We start from the raw sequence: 21,729 nt of genomic DNA on the forward strand, positions 1-21,729 counted from the left end.
CGGTCCGTCCCGCCGTACGCCCCGCTCACGCGGTCGCTTCGGCGGCGGCCCGCGCGGCCGACGGCAGGGCCGCGGCGATCCGCTCGATCGCCCGCTCGTCGTGCGCGGTCGAGACGAACCAGGACTCGAACGCGGACGGCGGCAGGTACACGCCCTGGGCGAGCATCGAGTGGAAGAAGGCGGTGAAGCGGAAGGCCTCCTGCGCCTTGGCGCCGTCGTAGTCGGTCACCTCCCGGTCGGTGAAGAAGACCGAGAACATGTTGCCCGCGACCTGGAGGCGGTGCGCCACGCCGGCCTTGCTCAGGGCGTCGGTGACCAGCCCGCGGACCTCCGCCGAGACCGCGTCGACCTTCTCGTACGCCGCCGCGTCCAGCAGCTTGAGCTGGGCGACGCCGGCGGCGGTGGCGACCGGGTTACCGGACAGGGTGCCCGCCTGGTAGACCGGGCCGGCCGGGGCGAGGTGGGCCATCACGTCGGCGCGCCCGCCGAAGGCCGCGGCCGGGAAGCCGCCGCCCATGACCTTGCCGAAGGTCATCAGGTCGGGCCGGACGCCGTCGATGCCGTACCAGCCGGTGCGGCTGACCCGGAAGCCGGTCATGACCTCGTCGGAGATGTAGAGCGCGCCGTTGTCGGCGCACAGGTCCTTCAGGCCCTGGTTGAAGCCGGGCAGCGGCGGGACGACGCCCATGTTGCCGGCCGCCGCCTCGGTGATCACACAGGCGATCTCGCCGGGGTGCGCGGCGAAGGCGGCCCGTACGGCCTCGATGTCGTTGTACGGCAGCACGATCGTGTCCCCGGCCTGCGCGCCCGTGACACCGGGGGTGTCCGGCAGCCCCAAGGTCGCGACGCCGGAGCCGGCCGCGGCCAGCAGCGCGTCCACGTGCCCGTGGTAGCAGCCGGCGAACTTCACGACCTTGGCGCGGCCGGTGTAGCCGCGCGCCAGGCGGATGGCGGACATGGTGGCCTCGGTGCCGGAGGAGACCAGCCGCACCTGCTCGACCGGGTCGATCCGGTCCACGATCTGCTCGGCCAGCTCGACCTCGCCCTCGCCGGGCGTGCCGAAGGAGGTGCCGCGGGCGACGGCCTCCTGGACGGCGGCGGTCACCTCGGGGTGGGCGTGCCCGAGGATCATCGGGCCCCACGAGCACACGAGGTCGACATACTCGCGGCCGTCGGCGTCGGTGAGGTACGGACCGGTACCGGACACCATGAACCGGGGCGAACCGCCCACCGCGCGGAACGCGCGCACGGGGGAGTTCACCCCGCCCGGCGTCACAACGGCCGCGCGGTCGAAGAGCGTCTGCGAAACTGGGGCTTCATAGGGAAAAGGCACTGTGATCCTGACCTGCACAAACGTAGGAAGGGGCGACGGCTTGCGGCGGCACCCGGACTGACAACGAAGCGGGAATCCCCTCGCTCTCGACCAGGTGTCAGACCCCGCGAGTCTGCAAAACTGGGGCAACGTACGAGTAAGTCACGCAAGCAATGGTCTCAGAGGCGCACGGGGGCGCGCGGCGGGGCGTTTCACGCGCCGGTGACGGGGGAGGTCTCTGAGACGATGATCGGGTTGCGCGGCTGGGGCTGCGAGTGGTCGGGTGGAGATATGCATCGCGGTGGCGAACTGGGCGAGGGCACCGATGACCGGGGACCTGAGCGCGCCCAGCGGGGCCGCCACCGGCGCGAGGAGACCAAGGGCGGGGGAAGCAGAGGCGGCCGCATGGGGGTGACGTACAAGTACTTCGGCGCGCCGAACGGTGCCACGGCGGCGCGGGTGCCGATCTCGATGCGGCCGGAGGAGCTGGGCGGCGACGAGCTCGGCATGGGCGGCATGTTCACGAAGATCAAACCGGAGACGATGGCCGCGATGGTCCTCACCGGTATAGAAGGCATACCGCTGCACAAGGTCCCCCCGCTGGAACTGGTCGTCCTCCACCCCGACTACGCCGTCGTCAAACTCCCCATGACGGTCGTCGACCCGCTGCGCGGCGTCGGCGAAGAGTCGGTCGGCGCCGCGGCCTTCATCTGGTCCACGGTCCCCGACCGCGGCGGCCCCCGCGACGCCTTCACCGTCTACCAGCTGCTCCACGAGTGGCAGGACTTCTCCCACCGGCTGCACGAGGCGGGGCATCAGGCGTACTGCCTGGTGTGGCCGTGACGCGCGCGATCCGCTGAAGGGGCGGCCGGGGCCGGGTGGCCCCGGCCGCGTACCGTGCGCCCATGGCCTTACGACAGCGCACCCGCACCGCAGTACTCACCCCCGCTGCCCCGCCCCGCCTGACCGGCGGCCACCGTACGGACGCGTACGTGGAGATCGGCTCGCTGACCAAAGTGCTCACCGGGACGGCGCTGGACCGGCTGGCGGCGGACGGCGTGCTGTCGCCGGACGACCCGGTGGAGCGCTGGCTCGACGCGCCCCGCGGCACCGGCATCACCCTGCGCCACCTGGCGGAGCACACATCGGGCCTGCCGCGGCTGCCACCGCTGTTCCTACCGCGCCGCGACCCGTACCGCCGCTTCGACGCGGCCGCGCTGCGCTCCCTCGTCGGCCGCCTCGACACGCTGGCCACCACGGCCCCCGGCACCGCCGAGGAGTACTCCAACTTCGGTTACGCCGTCCTCGGCGCCGCGCTGGCCGCTGCCGCCGGGGAGCCGTACGAGCAGGTCGTACAGCGCCGCGTGCTCGACCCGCTGGGCATCCAGGAGATGACCGCCCGGCCGCCCGCCGAGCGGCGGCTGACCGGCACCAGCCGGTGGGGGCGGCCACGTGCCCCATGGGCGACGGACGGCGCGGTGCTGCCCGCCGGAGGCTACTGGGCCACGCTTCCGGCCGTCGCCGAACTGGTCCGCGGGCTGCTGGTCGACCAGGTGCTGGGGCCACCGGCGCTGACCTGGCGTCAGAACGGGGCGTTGATATGGCACAACGGGGGCACCCGCGACGCGCAGGTCTTCGCCGGGCTGCACCGCGAGAACCGTACGTGGGTGGTCGTGCACTGCCTCGACGCCGGGCCGGACGAGGCCGACCGTGCCGGGGTGCGGCTGCTGAGGGACGGGAAGGCGGACGCCGGGCGGTAGGTGACGGGGTGGTGGTGCGGTGCCGTCAGCACCGTCGCGGGTGATGGCGCCTCACCTCGCTCCCGTAGCGGGGCCGTCGGTCACCCGTGCCGTCCGGATCGCTCACGCACGCTGTTCGGGCCACGCGCCCCGCACTACGCTTGAGGGGCAGCCCGAGTCCCCGGCAGCGTGGCAGTCCAGTCCGCACCGAGGAGGCGCGTGGTGATGGCAGACCCCGGAACATCCCTCGACTCCCCGCGCGTCGGCGCGGTGGGTTCGCGGGTGCCGCCGCCCCGGTCCCGTGCCCGGTGCGGACCGCAGCGGACGCCGGTGGCGGACGGCCAGCCGCAGCGCCGGCCGGACGCGGCGCCCCCGGCCGAGGGTGCGGACCCGGACTTCGCGGTCCTCATCGTGCGCGGGCGGATGGATCTGGCCACCCTGCCCACCCTGCGCGAGAGACTGCGGCGCCTGCCCCGTGCCCCGGGCAGCCTGTTGATCGTCGACCTGTCCGAGGTCACCGTCTGCTGCCCGCTCGCCCTCGGCCCGCTCGTCGCCGCGGCCCGGCGGGCCCGCTCCCAGGGCGGTGACCTGCGACTGGTCCTGCCGAGTCCCGCCGCCCGCGCGGCGTTGCAGGCCAGTGGGCTGAACCGGCTGCTGCCGGTCTTCCCCGGCCTGGACACCGCGACCGGGACCGCCGCCGTCGGCCCGCCCGGCCCGCCCGAGGGGGCCGCCGCTTAGGGAAGCGTTCCGGGCGGAACGCTCCCGGCCCGAGCCGCTCGTGGGAGGTGCGCGGTGTTTCCGCTCCTTCTCGTCTCCATAGTGATCACAGCCGTCGCCGGCTGGTTCGCCAATCCGGTGTGGTGGGTGGCCACCGCCGTCCTGGCCTACCTCGCCGTGCGCTACCGCCAGGGCTACCTGAGCTACGACGCGGAGTACCGCGCCTACCGGGAACGCCGGATCCGCCAGGACCGCTGGGACCGGCGCTACCGCAGGGAACGCGGCGGCGCGGCAAAGGGCAAGTAGGCGGCGGTCACCAGGTCGGCCGGGCCGACACCCCGCCGTCCACCACCAGGTCGTGGCCGGTCACCCACGCGGCCATCGGCGAGGCGAGGAAGACGCACGCGTCGCCGATGTCCCCGGGGCGGCCCAGCCGTCCGGCCGGGGCCGCCTGCCGGTAGCGGGCCACGCCGTCGGGCCAGGCTTCCGCCAGCCCTGCGCGGTCGATCAGGCCCGGCGAGACGCTGTTGACGCGGATGCCGTCGGGCCCGTACTCCAGCGCGGCCGAGCGGGCGTGCATCACGACGGCCGCCTTGGAGGCGCAGTAGTGGGCGTGTGCCGGGGCGGGCCGGTGTGCCTGGATGGAGGCGATGTGGGTGATCGATCCGCCGTCGCCGTCCCGCATCACCTCGGCGGCGGCCTGCGTGCAGGCGAACGTGCTCAGGACGTTGGTGTCGTTGACGGCGCGCCAGTCGGCGACGGTCATGCCCGCCAGGTCCTGGTCGGGCTGTACGCCCGCGTTGTTGACCAGGGCGGTGAGCCGGCCGCGCCAGTCCGCCGCCGTACGCACCAGGCGGTGGCACTCCTCCTCCGCGGACAGGTCGGCGCGGACCGCCAGCGCGCTGCCGCCCTGCTCCTCGATGCGGGCTACGAGCGTCTGGGCGGCGGAGGCGTTCGTACGGTAGTGGGCGACGACTGCGGCGCCCGCGGCGGCGAAGCGCAGCGCGATGCCGGTGCCGAGGCAGCCGCCCGCGCCGGTGACCAGGGCGACCTGGCCTGCGAGGGACGGCAGTGCGCAGTTGTCCCGCGGCGCGCTCACGGGCGGCTCAGCGCGGTGATCCGCGCTGCCTCCCGGGGGTAGCGCGCGGCCAGTTCGGCGGCGTTCCCGTGCTCGTAGTCCTCGAAGGTGAAACCCGGCGCCATGGTGCAGCCGAAGAGCGACCAGGCGCCGCCGTCGGCGACCTCGGCAGCCATCCAGGTGCCGGCCGGCACCGTGAACTGGACGTGCTGGCCGCCCAGGACGTCCGGGCCGAGGACGGCCGTACGGGTGCCGCCGGACGGCTCCAGGAGGAGCAGCGTAAGCGGGTCGCCCAGGTAGAAGTGCCAGACCTCGTCGGTGGGCAGGCGGTGCAGGGCGCTGTAGTCGCCGGGTTCCGCGGTGAGCAGCACGACGATCGCGGAGCCCTCGGGGCGGCCGTCGGGGCGCCCGGGGCCCGCCCACGTGCGCCGGTAGCGCCCGCCTTCCCTGGGCAGCGGCTCAAGCCCGTACAGCTCGACGAGTGCCTCGGGGGAGGGCGGCGTCACGGAAGTGTGCCGGGACATGGGTCTCCTTCCCGTTCCCTCGCTGGTACGGCCCCCACCGTAGGCACGGTGGGGCGGCCGCGTCCGGGAGATCGCCCAGGTGCCTCGCCGGGCCCTTACGGGTGTTCGGCGGTCAGGTAGCGCTGGAGGGTGGGGGCCAGCCAGGCGACGACCTCTTCACGGGGGAGGGCGGCGGCGGGCGGCAGGATCAGGATGTAGCGCAGCAGGCCCATGCCGACCAGCTGGGAACCGATCAGTGCCGCGCGGGAGTCGAGCTCTTCCGGGGCCGGGCAGATCGCGGCGAGCGCCGGTCTGATCTGCTCGGTGAAGACGTCGCGCAGCCGCTCGGCGCCGGCTTCGTTGGTGACGGCGACGCGCACCATCCCGGTCAGCGTCTCGTCGCCCTCCCAGCGGTCGAGGAAGTGCCGGATGAGCTGTTCGCCGAGCCGGTCGCGCGGCACGGCCGCCAGGTCCGGCAGCCGCAGGTCAATCTCGGAGGCGGCCGCGAACAGGCCCGCCTTGTTGCCGTAGTAGCGCATCACCATCGACGGGTCGATGTCCGCGTCCTTGGCGATGGCGCGGATGGTGGCGCGCTCGTAGCCGTCGGCGGCGAAGCGGTCGCGGGCGGCGTCGAGGATCGCGGCGCGGGTGGCGTCGGAGCGGCGGGGGCGCTCCTGCGGCTCGGAGGGGGCGGTGTCGACCATGCCCACGACTGTAGGCCAACAACCGTTGACTCGCCAGGAAGCCGGGCCTATCGTTGCCAACAAGCGTTGACCAACATGCGTTGGCATTGGAGGCGGCATGACCCGCAAGCCCGGCACCATCAACGACCAGGACTCCCCGCACACCACCTCGGACAGCGACGTCATCGTCGTCGGCGCCGGCCCCACCGGACTGCTGCTCGCCGGCGACCTCGCCGTCGCCGGGCTGCGCGTCACGCTGCTGGAGCGCCGCGCCCCCGGGATCAGCAACCTCACCCGTGCGATGGCCGTGCACGCCCGCAGCCTCGAACAGCTCGACGCCCGCGGCCTCGCCGACGAACTCGTCGCGACCGGCCACCCGCTGGCGCGTCTGCGGCTCTTCGCCGCCGCCGACATGAAGCCGTCCCGGCTGCCCTCCCGCTTCCCGTTCGTGCTGATCACCCCGCAGTACGAGGTCGAAGCGCTGCTGGAGCGGCGCGCGCAGAAGGCCGGCGTCACCTTCCGGTACGGGGCCCGCGTGACCGGCCTGGACCAGGACGCCGACGGCGTCGACGTCCACGTACAGGAGGAGGACGGGGCCGCCACGACGTACCGCGCGGCCTATCTCGTCGGCACGGACGGTGTGCACAGCACCGTCCGCCAGGCCCTCGGCCTGCCCTTCCCCGGCCGGACCGTGGTGGACTCCGTCGTGCTCGCCGACGTACGGCTCGACGAGCGGCCCACCGTCCCGCTCGTCGCCAACGCCACCGACGACGCCTTCGCGCTCGTCAGCAACTTCGGCGACGGCTGGTACCGCGTCATCGGCTGGGACCAGCGCCGCCGGGTCCCCGAGGACACTCCTGTCGAGGCCGACGAGATCCGCGAGTACATGCGGCTCGCGCTCGGCAGCGACTACGGCCTGCACGACGTCCGCTGGACGTCCCGCTTCCACAGCGACGAGCGCCAGGTCCCCCGGTACCGGGTCGGCCGCGCCTTCCTCGCCGGCGACGCCGCGCACGTCCACTCCCCGGCCGGCGGCCAGGGCATGAACACCGGGCTCCAGGACGCCGCCAACCTCAGCTGGAAGCTGGCCGCGGTGCTGCGCGGCGACGCGGCCGACAGCCTGCTGGACAGCTACCACGCCGAACGCCACCCGGTCGGCAAGATGGTGCTGCGCAGCAGCGGCGCCGTCATCCGGCTGGCCCAGCTGCGCAGCAGGCCGCAGCGGGTGCTGCGGGCGACGCTCGCCCGGCTCCTGAACTCGGTGCCGCCGCTCGCGGACCGGGCGATGATGATGATCAGCGGCGTGGGCATCGCGTACCCGGCCGGACGCGGCTCCCACCCGCTCGCGGGCAAGCGCGCCCCCGACCTCCGGCTGGCGGGCGGCACCCGGCTGCACGAGGCGCTGCGGGGCGGGGCGTTCGTACTGGTCACGCCGGAGGACGAGAAGGTACCGGGGGACGGGAAGGACCCCCGTCTCGTACGGGCCGCCTGGGCCGGCGACCGGCGCACCGCGCTGCTCGTACGCCCCGACGGCTACGTCGCCTGGGCCACCGACGCCACCGACCCGGACGTACGCGCCGAGTCGCTGCGTGGTGCCCTGGTCCGCTGGACGGGCGCCGGCCGGGCCGCGGCCCGCACCGCGGCCCGGCCGTGACCACCACATCGCGCGCACCCGGTGCGGCCCGCGCGGCCCGTCCCCCGGCCATGAACGGGGGACGGGTCCGCGCCGTCCGTCGCGCCCGGCCGTCCCCGGGCCGGACGCGCCGGACGCTTGCCGGGCCTGGCGGCCGGACCGGATCCCGCAGCTGCCCGGTCGCGCCGCCCGCCACCGAAGTCCGGTGCGGTCGCCATGTGATGGGAGGTGAAACCGTGCCCCGGGAACCGCGGGATGCGCCGGTGTACCGGATACGCCGCGGAATTCGGGGTGGGTCACCTTTGTGCACCGACCGGCGAAAGCCGCGTTTTCCCGCTGTCCTCGCCGCTCGCCGATCAGCGTTGCGCCCCCCGGTAGAAGGGGAATCTAAGGACTCACATGTTTCGTGACAAGGGGCCCGCCAGCGGGTTGTGACGCACCGTACGGTTTTTGGCCAGTGGTTCGTCCTTCACGCAGCGACGGCCGCCGGAGCGTTCTCCTTTTCCGTCAACGCCCGCTTTCGGACATTCGCCGGCGGACAGCACCGGCCATTTCGGAGACGCCGCGCCCCAGCGGTGACGCCGGTTCAGCCGATGATGTGCCGCAGATATGCGCGCGGGTCGGTGAGATAGCGGCGCCAGTGGTCGACGAGGGCCAGCTCCTCCCAGGCCACCGAGCGCATGCCGTGCGCACCGACCTCGACTATGTCCGCGCCGGGCAAGGCCGTCAGCAGCGGCGAATGCGTGGCACAGATGACCTGGGCGCCGCCGCGGCTCAGCTCCTCCAGCACGCCGACCAGCTCCAGGCAGGACGTGAACGACAGCGCGGCCTCGGGCTCGTCGAGCACATACAGCCCCGGCTGCCGGAACTTCTCCCGGAAGGCCATCAGGAAACTCTCGCCATGGCTCATCGCCTCGGGCACGCCCGACAGCCGCTCCCGGGCGAGCGCGTCCCACGCGGTCTCGGCACGCAGGAAGAAGCCGCGGCGGCGGGTGCGCGGACCGCGGATCATGCGGCGGCCCACCGCCGTCGCGTCGAAGCGGACGGCGACGCCCAGCTCGGACGGTGCACGCGAACTGGCGTACTTGTAACCGGCCGAGCCGCCGTAGGAATCGAGGCCGAAGCCCTCCGCCAGGGCCTCGGCCAGCGTCGATTTGCCGGAGCCGTTCTCGCCCACGAGGAAGGTGACCGGCGCGCCGAATTTCAGCCCGTCCTCGGCCAACCAGCGCACGCACGGGACCGTCCAGGGCCAGTGGTCCCCGCTCTCCGCCACGGCTTCCGCGGAGCGATTCACGTATGCGCGTTCGATGAGCATGTCTCGAAGCTCTCACACGCCACTGACAACGGCCCCGCACCGGCTGCCGGCCCCGCTGCCTACCCTGTGATCATGCTGCCCGCCCGCTCCGCCGCCCTCTTCGTCCTCGCCGCCCTCTTCGAGATCGGCGGCGCCTGGCTCGTCTGGCAGGGCGTACGCGAACACCGCGGCTGGCTGTGGATCGGCGCGGGCGTGCTCGCCCTGGGCGCGTACGGCTTCGTCGCCACGCTCCAGCCGGACGCCGACTTCGGCCGCATCCTCGCCGCGTACGGGGGCGTCTTCGTGGCCGGCTCGCTGGCCTGGGGCATGGTCGCGGACGGCTACCGCCCCGACCGCTGGGACGTGGCCGGCGCGCTGATCTGCCTGGCCGGGATGGCCGTGATCATGTACGCGCCGCGGGGGCGCTGAGCGCGCCTATTCTGCGTACGTACCACGCTTGCCGCCCGCCGCGCCCGAGGAGCCGCCGCATGACCGCCGTACCCGACGTGCCCGCCGCCCGCACCCGCACCGCCGTCGTCACCGGAGCCAGCAGCGGCATCGGCGCCGCGACCGCCCGCCGGCTGGCCGCGGACGGCTACCGCGTCGTCCTCGCCGCCCGCCGCAAGGACCGCATCGAGGCGCTGGCCGCCGAGCTGCCGGACGCCGAGGCGTACCAGCTCGACGTGACCGACCGTGCCGCGGTGGACGCCTTCGCCGCCCATCTCGGCGAGCGCCACGAGTCGGTGGACGTGCTGGTCAACAACGCCGGCGGCGCGCTGGGCGCGGACCCCGTCGCCACCGGCGACCCGGCCGACTGGCGCACGATGTACGAGGTCAACGTCCTCGGCGTGCTGAACGTGACGCAGGCCCTGCTGCCCGCCCTGACCGCCTCCGGCGACGGCACGGTGGTCGTCGTCTCCTCGACGGCGGGCCACGGCACGTACGAGGGCGGCGGCGGCTATGTCGCCGCCAAGCACGGCGCGCACGTCATCGCCGAGACGCTCCGGCTGGAGCTGTGCGGCGAGCCGGTACGCGTCATCGAGATCGCCCCCGGCATGGTCAGGACGGACGAGTTCGCCACCACCCGCTTCCGCGGCGACGCCGCCAAGGCGGCGAAGGTGTACGAGGGTGTGGCCGAGCCGCTGACCGCCGACGACGTCGCCGACACCGTCGGCTGGGCCGTCACCCGCCCCGCCCACGTCAACATCGACCTCCTCGTCGTACGGCCGCGCGCCCAGGCGGCCAACCACAAGGTGCACCGGACGGCCTGAGGCCGTCGCGGGCGGGGGCGGTCACGGCGCCGGAAAACCGTTGGCGCCGCGGCCGCCCCCGCCCGTACCGTTTCCTTCAGCCACCGCACGTGCGCGCTGCCGCCGCACGTGTCCTCTCACTCGGGCCCCGCCCTGGAAAGCAGTGTCTATGCCCCGGCCGGCGCTGAGCGCGCCTCACCACCGCGCGGACGCATCCCGCCGCTGACCTCCGCTGTCACCGGCTGTCGTCCGCCCTGCCGGCACGGCCCCGGCCGCACCCGCCTCCGGGCGGTGCCGCCCGCTGCCCGTACGTGCCCGTACGACCGAGGCCGCTCGGCCTGCTCCCACTGCCTTTTCCAGACACATTCCGGCAAGGAGTCCCCGAGTGCTGTCCAACAGCTCCCACGGTTCCAGCAGTTCCCACTCGTCCCACGGTTCCAGCAGTTCCCGCCCGCCCCACGGTTCCCGTCCGCAGCCGCGTACCGACACCTTCACCTGCGTACGGTGCGGCCTGACCGTCACCACGCTCGGCCCCGACGGCAACCGCCGCAACCACTGCCCCAGCTGCCTGCACTCCCAGCATGTGCACGACGCCGTCGAGGGCGGCCCGTCCACCTGCCAGGGCCGCATGTCGCCGATCGCCATCGCGGTGCTGCGCACCGGCGACTGGATGGTCGTCCACCGCTGCACCCGCTGCGACGAGCTGACCTCCAACCCGGTCTCGCCGGACGACAACCAGCTGATCCTGATGCGGATGGCGGTCCGGCCGCTGGCCTCGCCGCCGTTCCCGCTCGAAGCGTTCGGCGACCTGTAGGGCGGGGGGCGACGACATGCCACGACGCAGCAATGCCGTACAGCGGCGCCGCGCCCAGCGGCCCAAGGACGTCCTGCACGGCCCCGGCGGCGCGCCCGGAGACGCGTTCCGCTGCCTGGGCTGCCGCCTGGAAGTGCCCCTGGCCGCACCGGGCACCGCCCATCGCAACCACTGCCCGCACTGCCTGACCAGCCGCCACGTGGACCGCCGCGTCCCGGGCGACCGGGCCGCGGACTGCGGCGGCCGGATGCGGGCACTGTGCCTGGCCACCCGGCAGAACGGCGAATGGCTGCTGGTCCACCAGTGCCTGGCCTGCGGTGAACTGAGCACCAACCGCACCGCGGGCGACGACAACGCGCTGGCCCTGGTACGGCTGGCCGTCCGCCCTCTGGCGGACACCAGCAGACCCGTGCGGGCGCTGCTCACCTTGTGAAACGCCGGGGCCCCGGACCGGCGGAAACCGGCCCGGGGCCCCGGCCCGGGAGTGCGCGCGGTCAGCCCTTCACGCACACCACCTGCTTGAGCTTGGCCACCACCTCGACCAGGTCCCGCTGCTGGTCGATGACCTTCTCGATCGGCTTGTACGCGCCCGGGATCTCGTCCACGACGCCGGAGTCCTTACGGCACTCCACGCCCCGCGTCTGCTCTTCCAGGTCCCGCGTCGAGAAACGCTTCTTCGCGGCGTTGCGGCTCATCTTCCGGCCCGCGCCGTGCGAGGCGGAGTTGAAGGACGCCGGGTTGCCGAGGCCCTTGACGATGTACGAACCGGTGCCCATCGAGCCGGGGATGATGCCGTACTCGCCGCTCCCGGCGCGGATCGCGCCCTTGCGGGTAACCAGCAGGTCCATGCCGTCGTACCGCTCCTCCGCCACGTAGTTGTGGTGGCAGGAGATCACCGGCTCGAACGTCGGCTTCGCCTTCCTGAACTCCTTGCGCACGACGTCCTGGAAGAGCGCCATCATGATCGCGCGGTTGTGCTTGGCGTACTCCTGCGCCCAGAAGAGGTCGTTGCGGTACGCCGCCATCTGCGGGGTGTCCGCGATGAAGACGGCGAGGTCGCGGTCGACCAGGCCCTGGTTGTGCGGCAGCTCCCGCGCCCGGCCGATGTGGAAGTCGGCCAGCTCCTTGCCGATGTTGCGGGAGCCGGAGTGCAGCATGAGCCACACCGAGCCGGTCTCGTCGAGACAGAACTCGATGAAGTGGTTGCCGCCGCCGAGCGAACCCATCTGCTTGACGGCACGGTCCTGCCGGAACCTGACCGCTTCCGCGACCCCGTCGAAGCGGCCCCAGAAGTCGTCCCAGCCGCTCGTCGCCAGGCCGTGCAGCCGGCCCGGGTCCACCGGGTCGTCGTGCATGGCCCGCCCGACCGGGATGGCCTCCTCGATCTTGGACCGCAGCCGGGACAGGTCGCCGGGGAGGTCATTGGCGGTCAGGGAGGTCTTCACGGCGCTCATCCCGCAGCCGATGTCGACACCGACGGCGGCCGGGCAGACCGCTCCGTGCATGGCGATCACCGAGCCGACCGTCGCACCCTTGCCGTAGTGCACGTCCGGCATCACGGCCAGGCCCTTGATCCATGGCAGGGTGGCCACGTTGTGCAGCTGCTGCATGGCCACGCCTTCGACCGTGGACGGATCCGTCCACATCCGGATCGGAACCTTCGCTCCGGGCACTTCGGTGTACGACATAACTTCCCCATTCCCCCGAAAAACAATAAATAGCAAAAGCCGGACAAGAAGCCTGATCAAGGACAGGGGACCGGCGTATGCGGCAGAACGTGCGGTAGACATTGTGTCCATCTGCCGTCGGGCCGAGGCAACCAGATTTCCTACGGAAGGAGCCGGTCAGGTGCAGCGAAGGTCGTTCGTACCGGGGGCCGCGCTGGCGACCGCGGCCGCGCTGGCCGCCACGCTCACCTCCTGCACCGGCGGCCCGGGCTCCGGCGGCGGCACCAGTGACACCAAGGGCGGCGGCACCGCCGCCACCACGCAGTCCGCCGAACCCGGCAAATACCGCACGCTCCCCGAGCCCTGCGGCCTGCCGTCCAAGAACACGCTGCGCCGGCTGCTGCCGCCCGGCGGCGGGGAGAGCCCGCAGGACGCCGAGAAGGTCTACGCGGGCACCGCCGACATCACGTACGACACGGACCGGCGCGTCGGCTGCCGCTGGAAGCGCGAGGCCCCCGACGGCACCCGCCACCTCAGCCTCGACTTCGAGCGGGTGGTCTCCTACGACCCCGCGGTCAGCGACGACGACAAGGCGCAGAACGTCTACGCCAAGAAGGAGCTGGCCGCCGAGCTGCCGGGCGGTTCGGGCAGCGCGAAGCCCACCCCCAGCACCGGGGACAAGGGCGGGGACGGCAAGCACGGCACCGACGGGGACGGCCAGGGCACCGGAAAGGTCACCGCCGGCGGCAAGGCGTCCCCCGCCCCCACGGGCTCCCCGTCCGGCTCACCGAGCACGGGCCCGAGTACGGACCCGAGCTCGGCGTCCGGCTCCCCCGTCGCCCCGCGCGTCCTGGACGGCCTCGCCGACGCGGCCTTCCTCAACGACAAGCTGATCACCGCGGACAGCGGCGTGCACCGCGACGTGTCGATCGTCTTCCGCTCCTCGAACGTGATCGTGACCATCGCCTACGACCAGTGGTCGGCCGACAAGGCGTCCCTGCCGGACAGCAAGGACCTCCAGGACAAGGCCCAGGCACTGGCCCAGGAGCTGGCGGACCGCTTCAACGACTGAGGCGGACCGCTCCGGCGATCAGCGACCAGGGCGGACCGCTCCAGCGATCAGCCCGGATCGCTTCGACGATCAGTCCGCTTTGTCCGGCGAGTAACGTCACGAATCGCCCTTCGGCCGCCCTGTGCCGCGTACCGTGTGCCCCCGAGCCCCACGCGCGGCAACGCCGCCACGCGCCCCGAAGGACGTACCGCGTACGGCCCGCGCCCGGACCGTACGCGGTGCCCGACGGCGTCCCACCGACGCGCCGAACGACGACGAACAGCGAAGGAACCATGCACCGTTCAGCCAAGCGACTCGCCAGCCTCCTCGCCTGCGCAGCCGTACCGGTGATGCTCGTCGCCGGCTGCTCCTCCGACGACTCCGGCGACAAGAAGAAGGACCCGGGCAGCAGCGCGGCGCCGAAGAGCAGCTCGCCGAGCAAGGGCGGCAGCGCCTCGCCCAGCGTCACGCCCGCCAAGATGAAGAAGCTGCCCAACCCCTGCCAGGCCGTGTCCAAGGACACGCTCAAGAAGCTGGTGCCCAAGACCAAGAACGAGGACGGCGAGCAGGGCAAGTCCTCCGACGCCATGGCCCGCGGCTACTGCGCCTGGAAGAGCTCCGACGAGCAGGGCGTGGACGGCACCCAGTACCGCTGGCTGGACATCGGCTTCCAGCGCTACGACTCCGACCCGACCCTGGGCACCGGCGAGAAGCGCGCCACCGACTTCTACAAGAAGCAGGTCGACACGGCCAAGGCCACCCAGGGCGCCAAGAACGTCAAGACCGGCGCGGTCGAGGGCACCGGTGACGAGGCGTCCTGGACCACGTACGACCTGAAGAAGGAGGACGACGACTTCAAGAACCAGACGGTGATCGCCCGCACCGCGAACGTCGTGGTCACCGTCAACTACAACGGCGCGGGCCTGGCCGGCGCCGACGCCCCCGACCCCAGCGACCTCCTCAAGCTCGCCGAGTCCGCCACGCAGGAGGCCGTCACCTCGGTCGCCAAGGCCAACCAGTAGCGCGACGAACCCTCCCCGGTCCCGGGCAGACGGGTGTGCCAGGCTAAGCCGCCACAGTCAGCCGAATGACCGGGGAGGGATCGCGGGTGCCCGCGACACACGCGACGCGCTTGAGCCGTACCCACCGCATCCTGATCGGCGTGGTCGTCGCCGGCGCGGTCCTCATCGCGGCGATCGGCTTCGCCGGCTCCTACACGGCCGTCCGCGACCTCGCACAACGCAAAGGTTTCGGCGCCTTCTCCGCGGTCTTCCCCATCGGCATCGACGCGGGGATCGTGGTCCTGCTGGCCCTGGACCTCCTGCTGACCTGGACCCGCATCCCCTTCCCGCTGCTGCGCCAGACCGCCTGGCTGCTCACCGCCGCCACCATCGCCTTCAACGGCGCGGCGGCCTGGCCGGACCCGCTCGGCGTCGGCATGCACGCGGTCATCCCGGTGCTCTTCGTGGTCGCCGTCGAGGCCGCCCGGCACGCCGTCGGCCGGATCGCGGACCTGACCGCCGACAAGCACATGGAAGGCGTCCGGCTCGCCCGCTGGCTGCTGGCGTTCCCGTCCACCTTCCGGCTCTGGCGCCGGATGAAGCTGTGGGAGCTGCGCTCGTACGACGAGGTGATCAAGCTGGAGCAGGACCGGCTGGTCTACCGGACGCGGCTGCGGGCCCGGTACGGGCGGGCCTGGCGGCGTCGGGCGCCGGTCGAGGCGCTGATGCCGCTGCGGCTGGCGCGGTACGGGGTGCCGCTGGCGGAGACGGGTGCGGCGGGGCTCGCGGCGGCGGGGATATCCGTGCCGGTGCCCGCCGCCGTACGGGAAGCGCGGGACGTGAGGGACGCGGGGGACGCGGGGGACGCGGGGGCGCAGGCTCCCGCGGCCGTCGGCGACGCGGGTACGCGGACTCCCGCCGCCCTTGCGGAAGCGCCCGCGCCCGCCCCGGGAGCCCCGGCCGCGCCCGAGCCGCCGGTACCCGACCAGCCGCCCGTCCTCGACCGGCCGCCGGCTCCGGGGGCCGCACCGGAGCCCGCACCGGAACCGGAAGCGGCGCGGGGCCCGGAACCGGAACCGGACCCACACCCCGCTCCCGCCCCGGCCCCCGACGACACCCCCACCGAGCACCCGCCCCACGACTCCCGCCTCACCGTCCCCGTCGGCCCCGGCCGCAAACGGCCGCTCGGCGGGACCGCCGGGCCGCTGCCCGTTCCCGAGCCGCGCACCGCCCCGGCGGAACCCGAGCCCGTACCCGAGCCGGAGCCCAGCCCCGAGCCCGAACCGGCAGAACCCGCACCCGACGGCCCCGCCGCCACCGCCCTCCCCGACGACATCCCCCGCGAAGAGGCCTACTACGGCGCCTTCCGCCAGTACGTCGCCGAGAAGAACGACTTCCCCGATCCCCGGCAGTTCGCCCGCTACCTCCAGACCGTCTACGGCGTCACCGGCCGCGAGGGCGGCCCGCTCAGTGAGAACTACCTGCGGACGTTCGTGCGCGATTTCCGCCAGCGTTTCCGGGAGGAGATGGAGACCGCCGAGCACATCCCGTAGGAATTCCCGGAGACCCCGGAGACGACCCCGGAACCCCCGGAGTCCCCGAACGGCCCCGGATCAAGGGCGCCGCAGGGGTCGGCGCCCCGGGGGCTGGTCCGGTTCGGGGCGGGCGGCCAGTTCGGGGATGTCGCGTTTCTGGGGGCTCTTGTCGGAGACGGTGAGCGGTTCGCCGTAGTGCCTTATCTCCAGCGGCGCCCCTTCGGCCAGCGTGTACGTCGCGACCGTGCCGGTGATCTCCACGCGCAGCCGCCGCCCGAGCACCTGTACCGAGAACGCCATGCGGCTGAGCTTCTCCGGGAGGCGCGGCGCGAAGGACAGTGACCGGCCGCTGTGCCGCATGCCGCCGAACCCGGCGACGAGGGCGATCCACGTGCCGGCGAGCGACGCGGTGTGCAGGCCGTCGCGGGTGTTGTTCTCCAGGTCCTGGAGGTCCATCAGGGCCGCTTCGCCCAAGTAGTCGTAGGCCAGGCGCAGATGGCCCACCTCGGCGGCCACGACGGCCTGGCAGCAGGCGGACAGGGACGAGTCGCGGACGGTCAGCGGCTCGTAGTACGCGAAGTTGCGCGCCTTGTGGTCCGCGTCGAAGCAGTCGTCGCGCTTGTACATGGCGAGGACGAGGTCCGCCTGCTTGATGACCTGTTTGCGGTAGAGGTCGAAGTAGGGGAAGTGCAGCATGAGGGGGTACTGGTCGGGGCGCGTGCCGGCGAAGTCCCAGACCTGGTGGGTGGTGAAGCCGGCCGACTGCTCGTGCACCCGCAGGGTTTTGTTGTACGGCACGGCCACCGCTTCCGCCGCGTCCCGCCACGCCGCGCTCTCCTCGTCGTCCACGCCCAGCGCGCGGGCCTCCTGGGGGTGGCGTTCGACCACGTCGGCGGCGGCTCGCAGGTTCGCCTGGGCCATCAGGTTGGTGTAGACGTTGTCGTCCGCGACGGCGCTGTATTCGTCGGGGCCGGTGACGCCGTCGATGTGGAACGTGCCGTGGTGGTCGTGCTGGCCGAGCGAGTGCCACAGCCGGGCCGTCTCCACCAGGATCGGTACGGCGGTCTCCCGCTCGAACTCCTCGTCGCCGGTGGCGCACACGTACCGTACGACCGCGTCCGCGATGTCGGCGTTGACGTGGAAGGCGGCCGTACCGGCCGGCCAGTACGCGGAGCACTCCGAGCCCTCGATCGTCCGCCACGGGAACGCCGCGCCGCGCAGGCCGAGTTGGGCCGCCCGGTCGCAGGCGGCGGGCAGGGTGTCCTGCCGCCAGCGCAGCGCTTCGGCGACGGCGTTCGGCGAGGTGTACGTGAGCATCGGCAGGACGAAGGTCTCGCTGTCCCAGAAGGTGTGGCCGTCGTAGCCGGAGCCGGTCAGGCCCTTCGCCGGGATGGCGCGCTGCTCGGCCCGCGCGCCCGCCTGGAGCACGTGGAAGAGCGCGAAGCGCACCGCCTGCTGGATCTCCGCGTCGCCGTCCACCTCGACGTCCGCGCGGCTCCAGAAGTCGTCCAGGTACGCGCGCTGCTGGTCGACCAGGCCCTGCCAGCCGGTGCTGCGGGCCCCGGCGAGCGCCGCGTCCACCTGGTCGCGTACGGCGGGCAGCGACCGCGCGCCGGACCAGCCGTACGCCACCGTCTTCTCCACCCGCAGCCGCTGCCCCTGCTCCAGCAGCGAGGTGACGGTGAAGCGGGCCACGTTGTCGCCGCTCTCGCCGTCGGTGCGGGTGGCGCCCTCGGGCCCGTCCACGAGGTGGTCGGCCGCGGCGGCGACCCGCAGGCCGCTGCGTCGGGTGCGGTGCACCAGCCGCAGGCGCGCGTCGCGGGCGAAGTGCTCCTCCGGTTCCAGCGGGTTGTGCAGTGCCGAGGAGACCCGGGGGTCGCCGCCGGCCTCGGGCAGCTGCTCGTTGGTGACGAGTTCGGACTGCACCACGACCCGGACCTCGGAGTCCAGCGGCTCGACCTCGTAGGCGACGGCGGCGATCGCCCGCTGCGCGAAGGAGACCAGGCGGGTGGAGGTCACCCGTACGGTGCAGCCGGCCGGCGAGGTCCACTCGCAGGTGCGGCGCAGCACCCCGGCGCGCAGGTCCAGCACGCGTTCGTGAGAGCGCAGCCGTCCGTAGCGCAGGTCGAACGGCTCGTCGTTGACCAGCAGCCGGATCAGCTTGCCGTTGGTGACGTTGATGACCGTCTGGCCGGATTCGGGATAGCCGTAGCCGGCCTCGGCGTACGGCAGCGGACGCAGCTCGTGGACGCCGTTGAGGTAGGTGCCGGGCAGGCCATGCGGCTCGCCCTCGTCGAGGTTGCCGCGCCAGCCGATGTGCCCGTTGGACAGCGCGAAGACGGACTCGCTCTGCGGGAGCACGTCCAGGTTGAGGTCGGTCTCGCGCAGCAGCCAGGGTTCGCAGGAGTACGAGCGGTGGGTGATCATGCCTGACCGTCCTCCTTCAGCAGCTCGGCGAGGTCCTCGACCACGGTGTCGGCGCCGTGCCGCCGCAGCGCCTCGGCCTGGCCGACCCGGTCGACGCCGATGACGTACCCGAAGCGGCCGGCCCGCCCGGCGTCCATTCCGGCCAGCGCGTCCTCGTAGACGGCCGCCTGCGCGGCGGGGACGCCCAGCTCCTTGGCCGCCTCCAGGAAGGTGTCCGGGTGCGGTTTGCCCGGCAGCTTGCGCTCGGCGGCCACGTTCCCGTCGATGCGTACGTCGAAGAGTTCCGCCATGTGCACCGACTCCAGCACCTCGCGGCAGTTGGCGCTGGAGGAGACGACGGCGGTGGCCAGGCCCCGCTCGCGTACGGCGTCGACGTAGCGGCGGGAGCCCTCGTACGCCTCGGCGCCCACCTCGCGGAGCTTCTTCAGCAGCAGGTTGTTCTTGCGGTTGCCCAGGCCGTGCACGGTCTCGCGGTCCGGCGGGTCGTCGGGCGCGCCTTCCGGCAGCTCGATGCCGCGGGAGGCCAGGAAGGTGCGGACGCCGTCGGCACGCGGGCGGCCGTCCACGTACTCGTCGTAATCGGCGACCGGGTCGAAGGGGGTGAACCCGGGGCCGTCACGGTGGCGCAGGAAGTCGTCGAAGGTCTCTTTCCAGGCGGCCGTGTGGACGACGGCCGTCTTGGTCAGGACGCCGTCGAGGTCGAACAGACAGGCCCGGACCGTGTCCGGCAGGCCGAGTGGGGTCAGCGAATCCGTCATGGGAGACGAGTCCCCGCCCGGTGTTCGACGTATGTCTGTTCCGGTCATTTCCCGCCCGGAACGCGGCCGGAACGGGCTGGTACGGCGGGGTGCGGCGGGCGGCTACGCGCCCGATCCCGCGTGGTTCCTGCGCTTCTTTCCCGCCTCCCCCCACACGAAGAGGGCCAGGCCGGTCACGGCCATACCGACGTAGGCGAGTGTCGGCAGGTCGTACCAGTGCGGCAGGATGCCCCAGCCCGTGCTGTCCGTGAAGGTCCGGCCGAGGGCGCCCATGGCCCCCTGGATCATGACGATGACTCCGATGGCTCCGATGACTGCTCGCATGTCTCCACCCTCACGCGAGCGGCCCCGGGGATCGTCGTCCCCGGGGCCGAACCAGCGGTCCTTCGAAAGTCGCAGCGGCGCGGTCAGGGCCTCATACCCGTCCGCGCGCCGCGCCGGGCGTCACGCCCCCAGCAGCTTGCGCACCCGGTCCGCGCCGACCGCGAGCAGCAGCGTGGGCAGGCGGGGGCCGGTGTCGCGCCCGACCAGCAGGTTGTACAGCAGCGCGAAGAACGCGCGCTGGGCGACCTTCAGCTCCGGCGTCGGCTTGGCCTCGGGCGTCAGACCGGCCTGGATCTTGGGCACGCCGTAGACGAGCGTCGTCAGGCCGTCCAGCGACCAGTGCTCGTCCAGGCCGTCCAGCAGCAGGCGCAGCGACTCGCGGCCCTGCTCGTCCAGCGAGCCGAGCAGCTCGGTGTCGGGCTCCTCGCGCACGATGGTGCGCTGGTCGGCCGGGACCTGGGTGTTGATCCAGTACTCCGCGCGGTCCAGCCGGGGGCGGGTCTCGTCCAGGGACGTGACCGGGTTCGCCGGGTCCAGCTCGCCGAGGATGCGCAGGGTCTGCTCGTCGTGCCCGCCGGTGATGTCGACCACCGAGGCGAGGGTGCGGTACGGCAGCGGGTGCGGGGTACGGGGCAGCTCACCGGCGGCCGTGCGCACCGCGCGGGCGTGCGCGGCCGCGTCGGCGGGCAGCACCGAGCCGTCGGCGACCTTGGACTCCAGCTTGTCCCACTCGTCGTACAGCCGCTGGATCTCCTGGTCGAAGGCGATCTTGAAGGCCTGGTTGGGCTTGCGGCGGGCGTACAGCCAGCGCAGCAGCGGCGCCTCCATGATCTTCAGCGCGTCGCCCGGGGTGGGCACGCCGCCCTTGGAGGAGGACATCTTCGCCATGCCGCTGATGCCCACGAAGGCGTACATCGGGCCGATCGGCTGCGCGCCGCCGAAGACCTCGCGCACGATCTGCCCGCCGACCACGAACGACGAGCCCGGCGAGGAGTGGTCCACACCGGACGGCTCGAAGATCACGCCCTCGTACGCCCAGCGCATCGGCCAGTCGACCTTCCAGACCAGCTTGCCGTGGTCGAACTCCTTCAGGAGCACGGTCTCGGCGTGGCCGCAGGCGGTGCAGGTGTAGGCCAGCTCGGTGGTCTCGTCGTCGTACGCGGTGACCTGGGTCAGGTCCTTGGCGCAGGCGGTGCAGTACGGCTTGTACGGGAAGTACTCGGCGCCGGCGGCGCTGCCGTCGTCCTCGCCGGCCGCGCCGGAGCCCTCCGCCGCCGCCAGCTCGGCCTCGTCGACCGGCTTCTGCTGCTTCTGGGGCTGCTTCTTCTTCGGCTCGCCGGTCGCCTTGTCCTTGGTGCGGTAGCGGTCCAGGACGGCGTCGATCTCGGCGCGGTGCTTCATCGCGTGCAGGATCTGCTCGCGGTACGCGCCGGAGGTGTACTGCTCGGTCTGGCTGATGCCGCGGTACTCCACGCCCAGCTCGGCGAGCGCCTCCTCCATCGCGGCCTTGAAGTGCGCGGCCCAGTGCGGGTACGGGGAGCCGGCCGGGGCCGGGACCGAGGTCAGCGGCTTGCCGATGTGCTCGGCCCAGGACTCGTCGACGCCCGCGACGCCGGCCGGGACCTTCCGGTACCGGTCGTAGTCGTCCCAGGAGATGATGTGCAGGCACTCGTGGCCGCGGCGGCGGATCTCGTCGGCGACCAGGTGCGGCGTCATCACCTCACGCAGATTGCCGAGGTGGATCGGGCCGGAAGGGCTGAGGCCCGAGGCACAGACGATCGGTTTGCCGGGGGCGCGGCGCTCCGCCTCGGCAATGACCTCGTCCGCGTACCTGGAGACCCAGTCGGTCTCGGTGCTCTGCTGAGCCACGATCGGCCCTTCCTCTTCTCACCACTCGACAGCCTGACGGGCCCATTCTCCCAGACGGAGCCGGAGCCGGATTT

At 72.8% G+C, this 21,729-nt stretch carries 22 protein-coding genes; 12 read left to right on the forward strand and 10 right to left on the reverse strand.

Annotation, left to right across the window (positions count from 1 at the left end; translation table 11 throughout):
* Positions 1 to 25: 25 nt before the first annotated feature.
* Complete coding sequence (hemL, locus tag IH45_RS0115500; protein ID WP_078897589.1) at positions 26 to 1,333, reverse strand: glutamate-1-semialdehyde 2,1-aminomutase; 1,308 nt, start codon at positions 1,331 to 1,333, stop codon at positions 26 to 28.
* A 270-nt stretch (positions 1,334 to 1,603) separates the two neighbouring features.
* Between hemL and IH45_RS0115505 the strand changes: the two genes are divergently transcribed.
* The 4 genes from IH45_RS0115505 to IH45_RS0115520 all read left to right on the forward strand — a co-directional run bounded on the left by IH45_RS0115505 (position 1,604) and on the right by IH45_RS0115520 (position 4,074).
* A complete protein-coding gene (locus IH45_RS0115505; RefSeq protein WP_078897590.1) occupies positions 1,604 to 2,155 on the forward strand; it encodes a hypothetical protein in 552 nt (183 codons plus the stop codon).
* Positions 2,156 to 2,217: 62 nt separating this feature from the next.
* Positions 2,218 to 3,072 (forward strand): serine hydrolase domain-containing protein, encoded by an 855-nt coding sequence (locus IH45_RS0115510; RefSeq protein ID WP_030667382.1) that lies wholly within the window; start codon positions 2,218 to 2,220, stop codon positions 3,070 to 3,072.
* A 204-nt stretch (positions 3,073 to 3,276) separates the two neighbouring features.
* Positions 3,277 to 3,789: an STAS domain-containing protein gene (locus tag IH45_RS0115515; protein WP_158813097.1), complete on the forward strand. Its 513-nt coding sequence runs from the start codon at positions 3,277 to 3,279 to the stop codon at positions 3,787 to 3,789.
* Between the two features lie 81 nt (positions 3,790 to 3,870).
* Entirely contained in the window at positions 3,871 to 4,074 is a 204-nt protein-coding gene (locus tag IH45_RS0115520) for a hypothetical protein (RefSeq protein WP_234440553.1), read from the forward strand.
* 7 nt (positions 4,075 to 4,081) lie between these two features.
* Here the strand turns inward: IH45_RS0115520 and IH45_RS0115525 are convergent, their stop codons facing one another.
* From IH45_RS0115525 to IH45_RS0115535, 3 genes are all read right to left on the reverse strand, one after another.
* Entirely contained in the window at positions 4,082 to 4,867 is a 786-nt protein-coding gene (locus tag IH45_RS0115525; protein ID WP_030667390.1) for an SDR family NAD(P)-dependent oxidoreductase, read from the reverse strand.
* On the reverse strand, positions 4,864 to 5,370 hold the full coding sequence (locus IH45_RS0115530) for a cupin domain-containing protein (RefSeq protein WP_030667392.1): 507 nt from the start codon (positions 5,368 to 5,370) through the stop codon (positions 4,864 to 4,866). The genes IH45_RS0115525 and IH45_RS0115530 overlap by 4 nt, the downstream gene beginning before the upstream one ends.
* Before the next feature lie 95 nt (positions 5,371 to 5,465).
* Positions 5,466 to 6,053, reverse strand: a complete 588-nt coding sequence (locus IH45_RS0115535) for a TetR/AcrR family transcriptional regulator (RefSeq protein ID WP_030667393.1) — start codon at positions 6,051 to 6,053, stop codon at positions 5,466 to 5,468.
* A gap of 97 nt (positions 6,054 to 6,150) precedes the next feature.
* On the opposite strand from IH45_RS0115535, the gene IH45_RS0115540 reads away from it, so the two are divergent.
* A complete protein-coding gene (locus IH45_RS0115540) occupies positions 6,151 to 7,686 on the forward strand; it encodes an FAD-dependent monooxygenase (protein ID WP_050514879.1) in 1,536 nt (511 codons plus the stop codon).
* 565 nt (positions 7,687 to 8,251) lie between these two features.
* Here IH45_RS0115540 and IH45_RS0115545 read toward each other — a convergent pair.
* Positions 8,252 to 8,980, reverse strand: a complete 729-nt coding sequence (locus tag IH45_RS0115545) for an AAA family ATPase (protein WP_030667399.1) — start codon at positions 8,978 to 8,980, stop codon at positions 8,252 to 8,254.
* A 72-nt stretch (positions 8,981 to 9,052) separates the two neighbouring features.
* Here IH45_RS0115545 and IH45_RS0115550 point away from each other — a divergent pair, with 72 nt between their 5' ends.
* The 4 genes from IH45_RS0115550 to IH45_RS0115565 all read left to right on the forward strand — a co-directional run bounded on the left by IH45_RS0115550 (position 9,053) and on the right by IH45_RS0115565 (position 11,456).
* Positions 9,053 to 9,388 (forward strand): YnfA family protein, encoded by a 336-nt coding sequence (locus IH45_RS0115550; protein ID WP_030667402.1) that lies wholly within the window; start codon positions 9,053 to 9,055, stop codon positions 9,386 to 9,388.
* 59 nt (positions 9,389 to 9,447) lie between these two features.
* The gene (locus IH45_RS0115555) at positions 9,448 to 10,230 is read left to right on the forward strand and encodes an SDR family NAD(P)-dependent oxidoreductase (protein ID WP_030667403.1); all 783 of its coding nucleotides are present in this window, start codon (positions 9,448 to 9,450) and stop codon (positions 10,228 to 10,230) included.
* A gap of 364 nt (positions 10,231 to 10,594) precedes the next feature.
* Complete coding sequence (locus IH45_RS0115560; RefSeq protein ID WP_030667405.1) at positions 10,595 to 11,023, forward strand: RNHCP domain-containing protein; 429 nt, start codon at positions 10,595 to 10,597, stop codon at positions 11,021 to 11,023.
* Between the two features lie 16 nt (positions 11,024 to 11,039).
* Positions 11,040 to 11,456, forward strand: a complete 417-nt coding sequence (locus tag IH45_RS0115565; protein WP_030667408.1) for an RNHCP domain-containing protein — start codon at positions 11,040 to 11,042, stop codon at positions 11,454 to 11,456.
* 61 nt (positions 11,457 to 11,517) lie between these two features.
* Here the strand turns inward: IH45_RS0115565 and IH45_RS0115570 are convergent, their stop codons facing one another.
* Entirely contained in the window at positions 11,518 to 12,711 is a 1,194-nt protein-coding gene (locus IH45_RS0115570) for an RtcB family protein (RefSeq protein WP_030667411.1), read from the reverse strand.
* A 160-nt stretch (positions 12,712 to 12,871) separates the two neighbouring features.
* Here IH45_RS0115570 and IH45_RS0115575 point away from each other — a divergent pair, with 160 nt between their 5' ends.
* From IH45_RS0115575 to IH45_RS0115585, 3 genes are all read left to right on the forward strand, one after another.
* Complete coding sequence (locus IH45_RS0115575; protein WP_030667413.1) at positions 12,872 to 13,762, forward strand: hypothetical protein; 891 nt, start codon at positions 12,872 to 12,874, stop codon at positions 13,760 to 13,762.
* Positions 13,763 to 14,034: 272 nt separating this feature from the next.
* The gene (locus IH45_RS0115580; RefSeq protein ID WP_030667416.1) at positions 14,035 to 14,763 is read left to right on the forward strand and encodes a DUF3558 family protein; all 729 of its coding nucleotides are present in this window, start codon (positions 14,035 to 14,037) and stop codon (positions 14,761 to 14,763) included.
* Positions 14,764 to 14,828: 65 nt separating this feature from the next.
* Positions 14,829 to 16,295 (forward strand): DUF2637 domain-containing protein, encoded by a 1,467-nt coding sequence (locus IH45_RS0115585; RefSeq protein ID WP_199810674.1) that lies wholly within the window; start codon positions 14,829 to 14,831, stop codon positions 16,293 to 16,295.
* Positions 16,296 to 16,355: 60 nt separating this feature from the next.
* Here IH45_RS0115585 and IH45_RS0115590 read toward each other — a convergent pair whose 3' ends face one another.
* The 4 genes from IH45_RS0115590 to lysS all read right to left on the reverse strand — a co-directional run bounded on the left by IH45_RS0115590 (position 16,356) and on the right by lysS (position 21,655).
* Positions 16,356 to 18,704: a glycoside hydrolase family 65 protein gene (locus tag IH45_RS0115590; protein WP_030667421.1), complete on the reverse strand. Its 2,349-nt coding sequence runs from the start codon at positions 18,702 to 18,704 to the stop codon at positions 16,356 to 16,358.
* A complete protein-coding gene (locus IH45_RS0115595) occupies positions 18,701 to 19,462 on the reverse strand; it encodes an HAD family hydrolase (RefSeq protein ID WP_030667423.1) in 762 nt (253 codons plus the stop codon). Before IH45_RS0115595 ends, IH45_RS0115590 begins: the two co-directional genes overlap by 4 nt.
* A 102-nt stretch (positions 19,463 to 19,564) precedes the next feature.
* Positions 19,565 to 19,786, reverse strand: a complete 222-nt coding sequence (locus IH45_RS0115600; RefSeq protein ID WP_030667426.1) for a hypothetical protein — start codon at positions 19,784 to 19,786, stop codon at positions 19,565 to 19,567.
* 120 nt (positions 19,787 to 19,906) lie between these two features.
* Positions 19,907 to 21,655, reverse strand: coding sequence for a lysine--tRNA ligase (gene lysS / locus IH45_RS0115605; protein WP_030667429.1), 1,749 nt, complete (start codon positions 21,653 to 21,655; stop codon positions 19,907 to 19,909).
* Between the last annotated feature and the right edge of the window lie 74 nt (positions 21,656 to 21,729).

The sequence above is a fragment of the Streptomyces rimosus subsp. rimosus genome (genome assembly GCF_000720725.1).
Taxonomy (GTDB): domain Bacteria; phylum Actinomycetota; class Actinomycetes; order Streptomycetales; family Streptomycetaceae; genus Streptomyces; species Streptomyces rimosus_A.

Coding starts and splice junctions, on each gene's coding strand:
- IH45_RS0115565 (WP_030667408.1), top strand. CDS start 11,040: ATGCCACGACGCAGCAATGCCGTACAGCGGCGCCGCGCCCAGCGGCCC.
- IH45_RS0115535 (WP_030667393.1), bottom strand. CDS start 6,053: ATGGTCGACACCGCCCCCTCCGAGCCGCAGGAGCGCCCCCGCCGCTCC.
- IH45_RS0115550 (WP_030667402.1), top strand. CDS start 9,053: ATGCTGCCCGCCCGCTCCGCCGCCCTCTTCGTCCTCGCCGCCCTCTTC.
- IH45_RS0115585 (WP_199810674.1), top strand. CDS start 14,829: ATGACCGGGGAGGGATCGCGGGTGCCCGCGACACACGCGACGCGCTTG.
- IH45_RS0115515 (WP_158813097.1), top strand. CDS start 3,277: ATGGCAGACCCCGGAACATCCCTCGACTCCCCGCGCGTCGGCGCGGTG.
- IH45_RS0115555 (WP_030667403.1), top strand. CDS start 9,448: ATGACCGCCGTACCCGACGTGCCCGCCGCCCGCACCCGCACCGCCGTC.
- IH45_RS0115595 (WP_030667423.1), bottom strand. CDS start 19,462: ATGACGGATTCGCTGACCCCACTCGGCCTGCCGGACACGGTCCGGGCC.
- IH45_RS0115530 (WP_030667392.1), bottom strand. CDS start 5,370: ATGTCCCGGCACACTTCCGTGACGCCGCCCTCCCCCGAGGCACTCGTC.
- IH45_RS0115590 (WP_030667421.1), bottom strand. CDS start 18,704: ATGATCACCCACCGCTCGTACTCCTGCGAACCCTGGCTGCTGCGCGAG.
- IH45_RS0115600 (WP_030667426.1), bottom strand. CDS start 19,786: ATGCGAGCAGTCATCGGAGCCATCGGAGTCATCGTCATGATCCAGGGG.
- IH45_RS0115570 (WP_030667411.1), bottom strand. CDS start 12,711: ATGTCGTACACCGAAGTGCCCGGAGCGAAGGTTCCGATCCGGATGTGG.
- IH45_RS0115580 (WP_030667416.1), top strand. CDS start 14,035: ATGCACCGTTCAGCCAAGCGACTCGCCAGCCTCCTCGCCTGCGCAGCC.
- IH45_RS0115545 (WP_030667399.1), bottom strand. CDS start 8,980: ATGCTCATCGAACGCGCATACGTGAATCGCTCCGCGGAAGCCGTGGCG.
- IH45_RS0115510 (WP_030667382.1), top strand. CDS start 2,218: ATGGCCTTACGACAGCGCACCCGCACCGCAGTACTCACCCCCGCTGCC.
- IH45_RS0115505 (WP_078897590.1), top strand. CDS start 1,604: ATGCATCGCGGTGGCGAACTGGGCGAGGGCACCGATGACCGGGGACCT.
- IH45_RS0115540 (WP_050514879.1), top strand. CDS start 6,151: ATGACCCGCAAGCCCGGCACCATCAACGACCAGGACTCCCCGCACACC.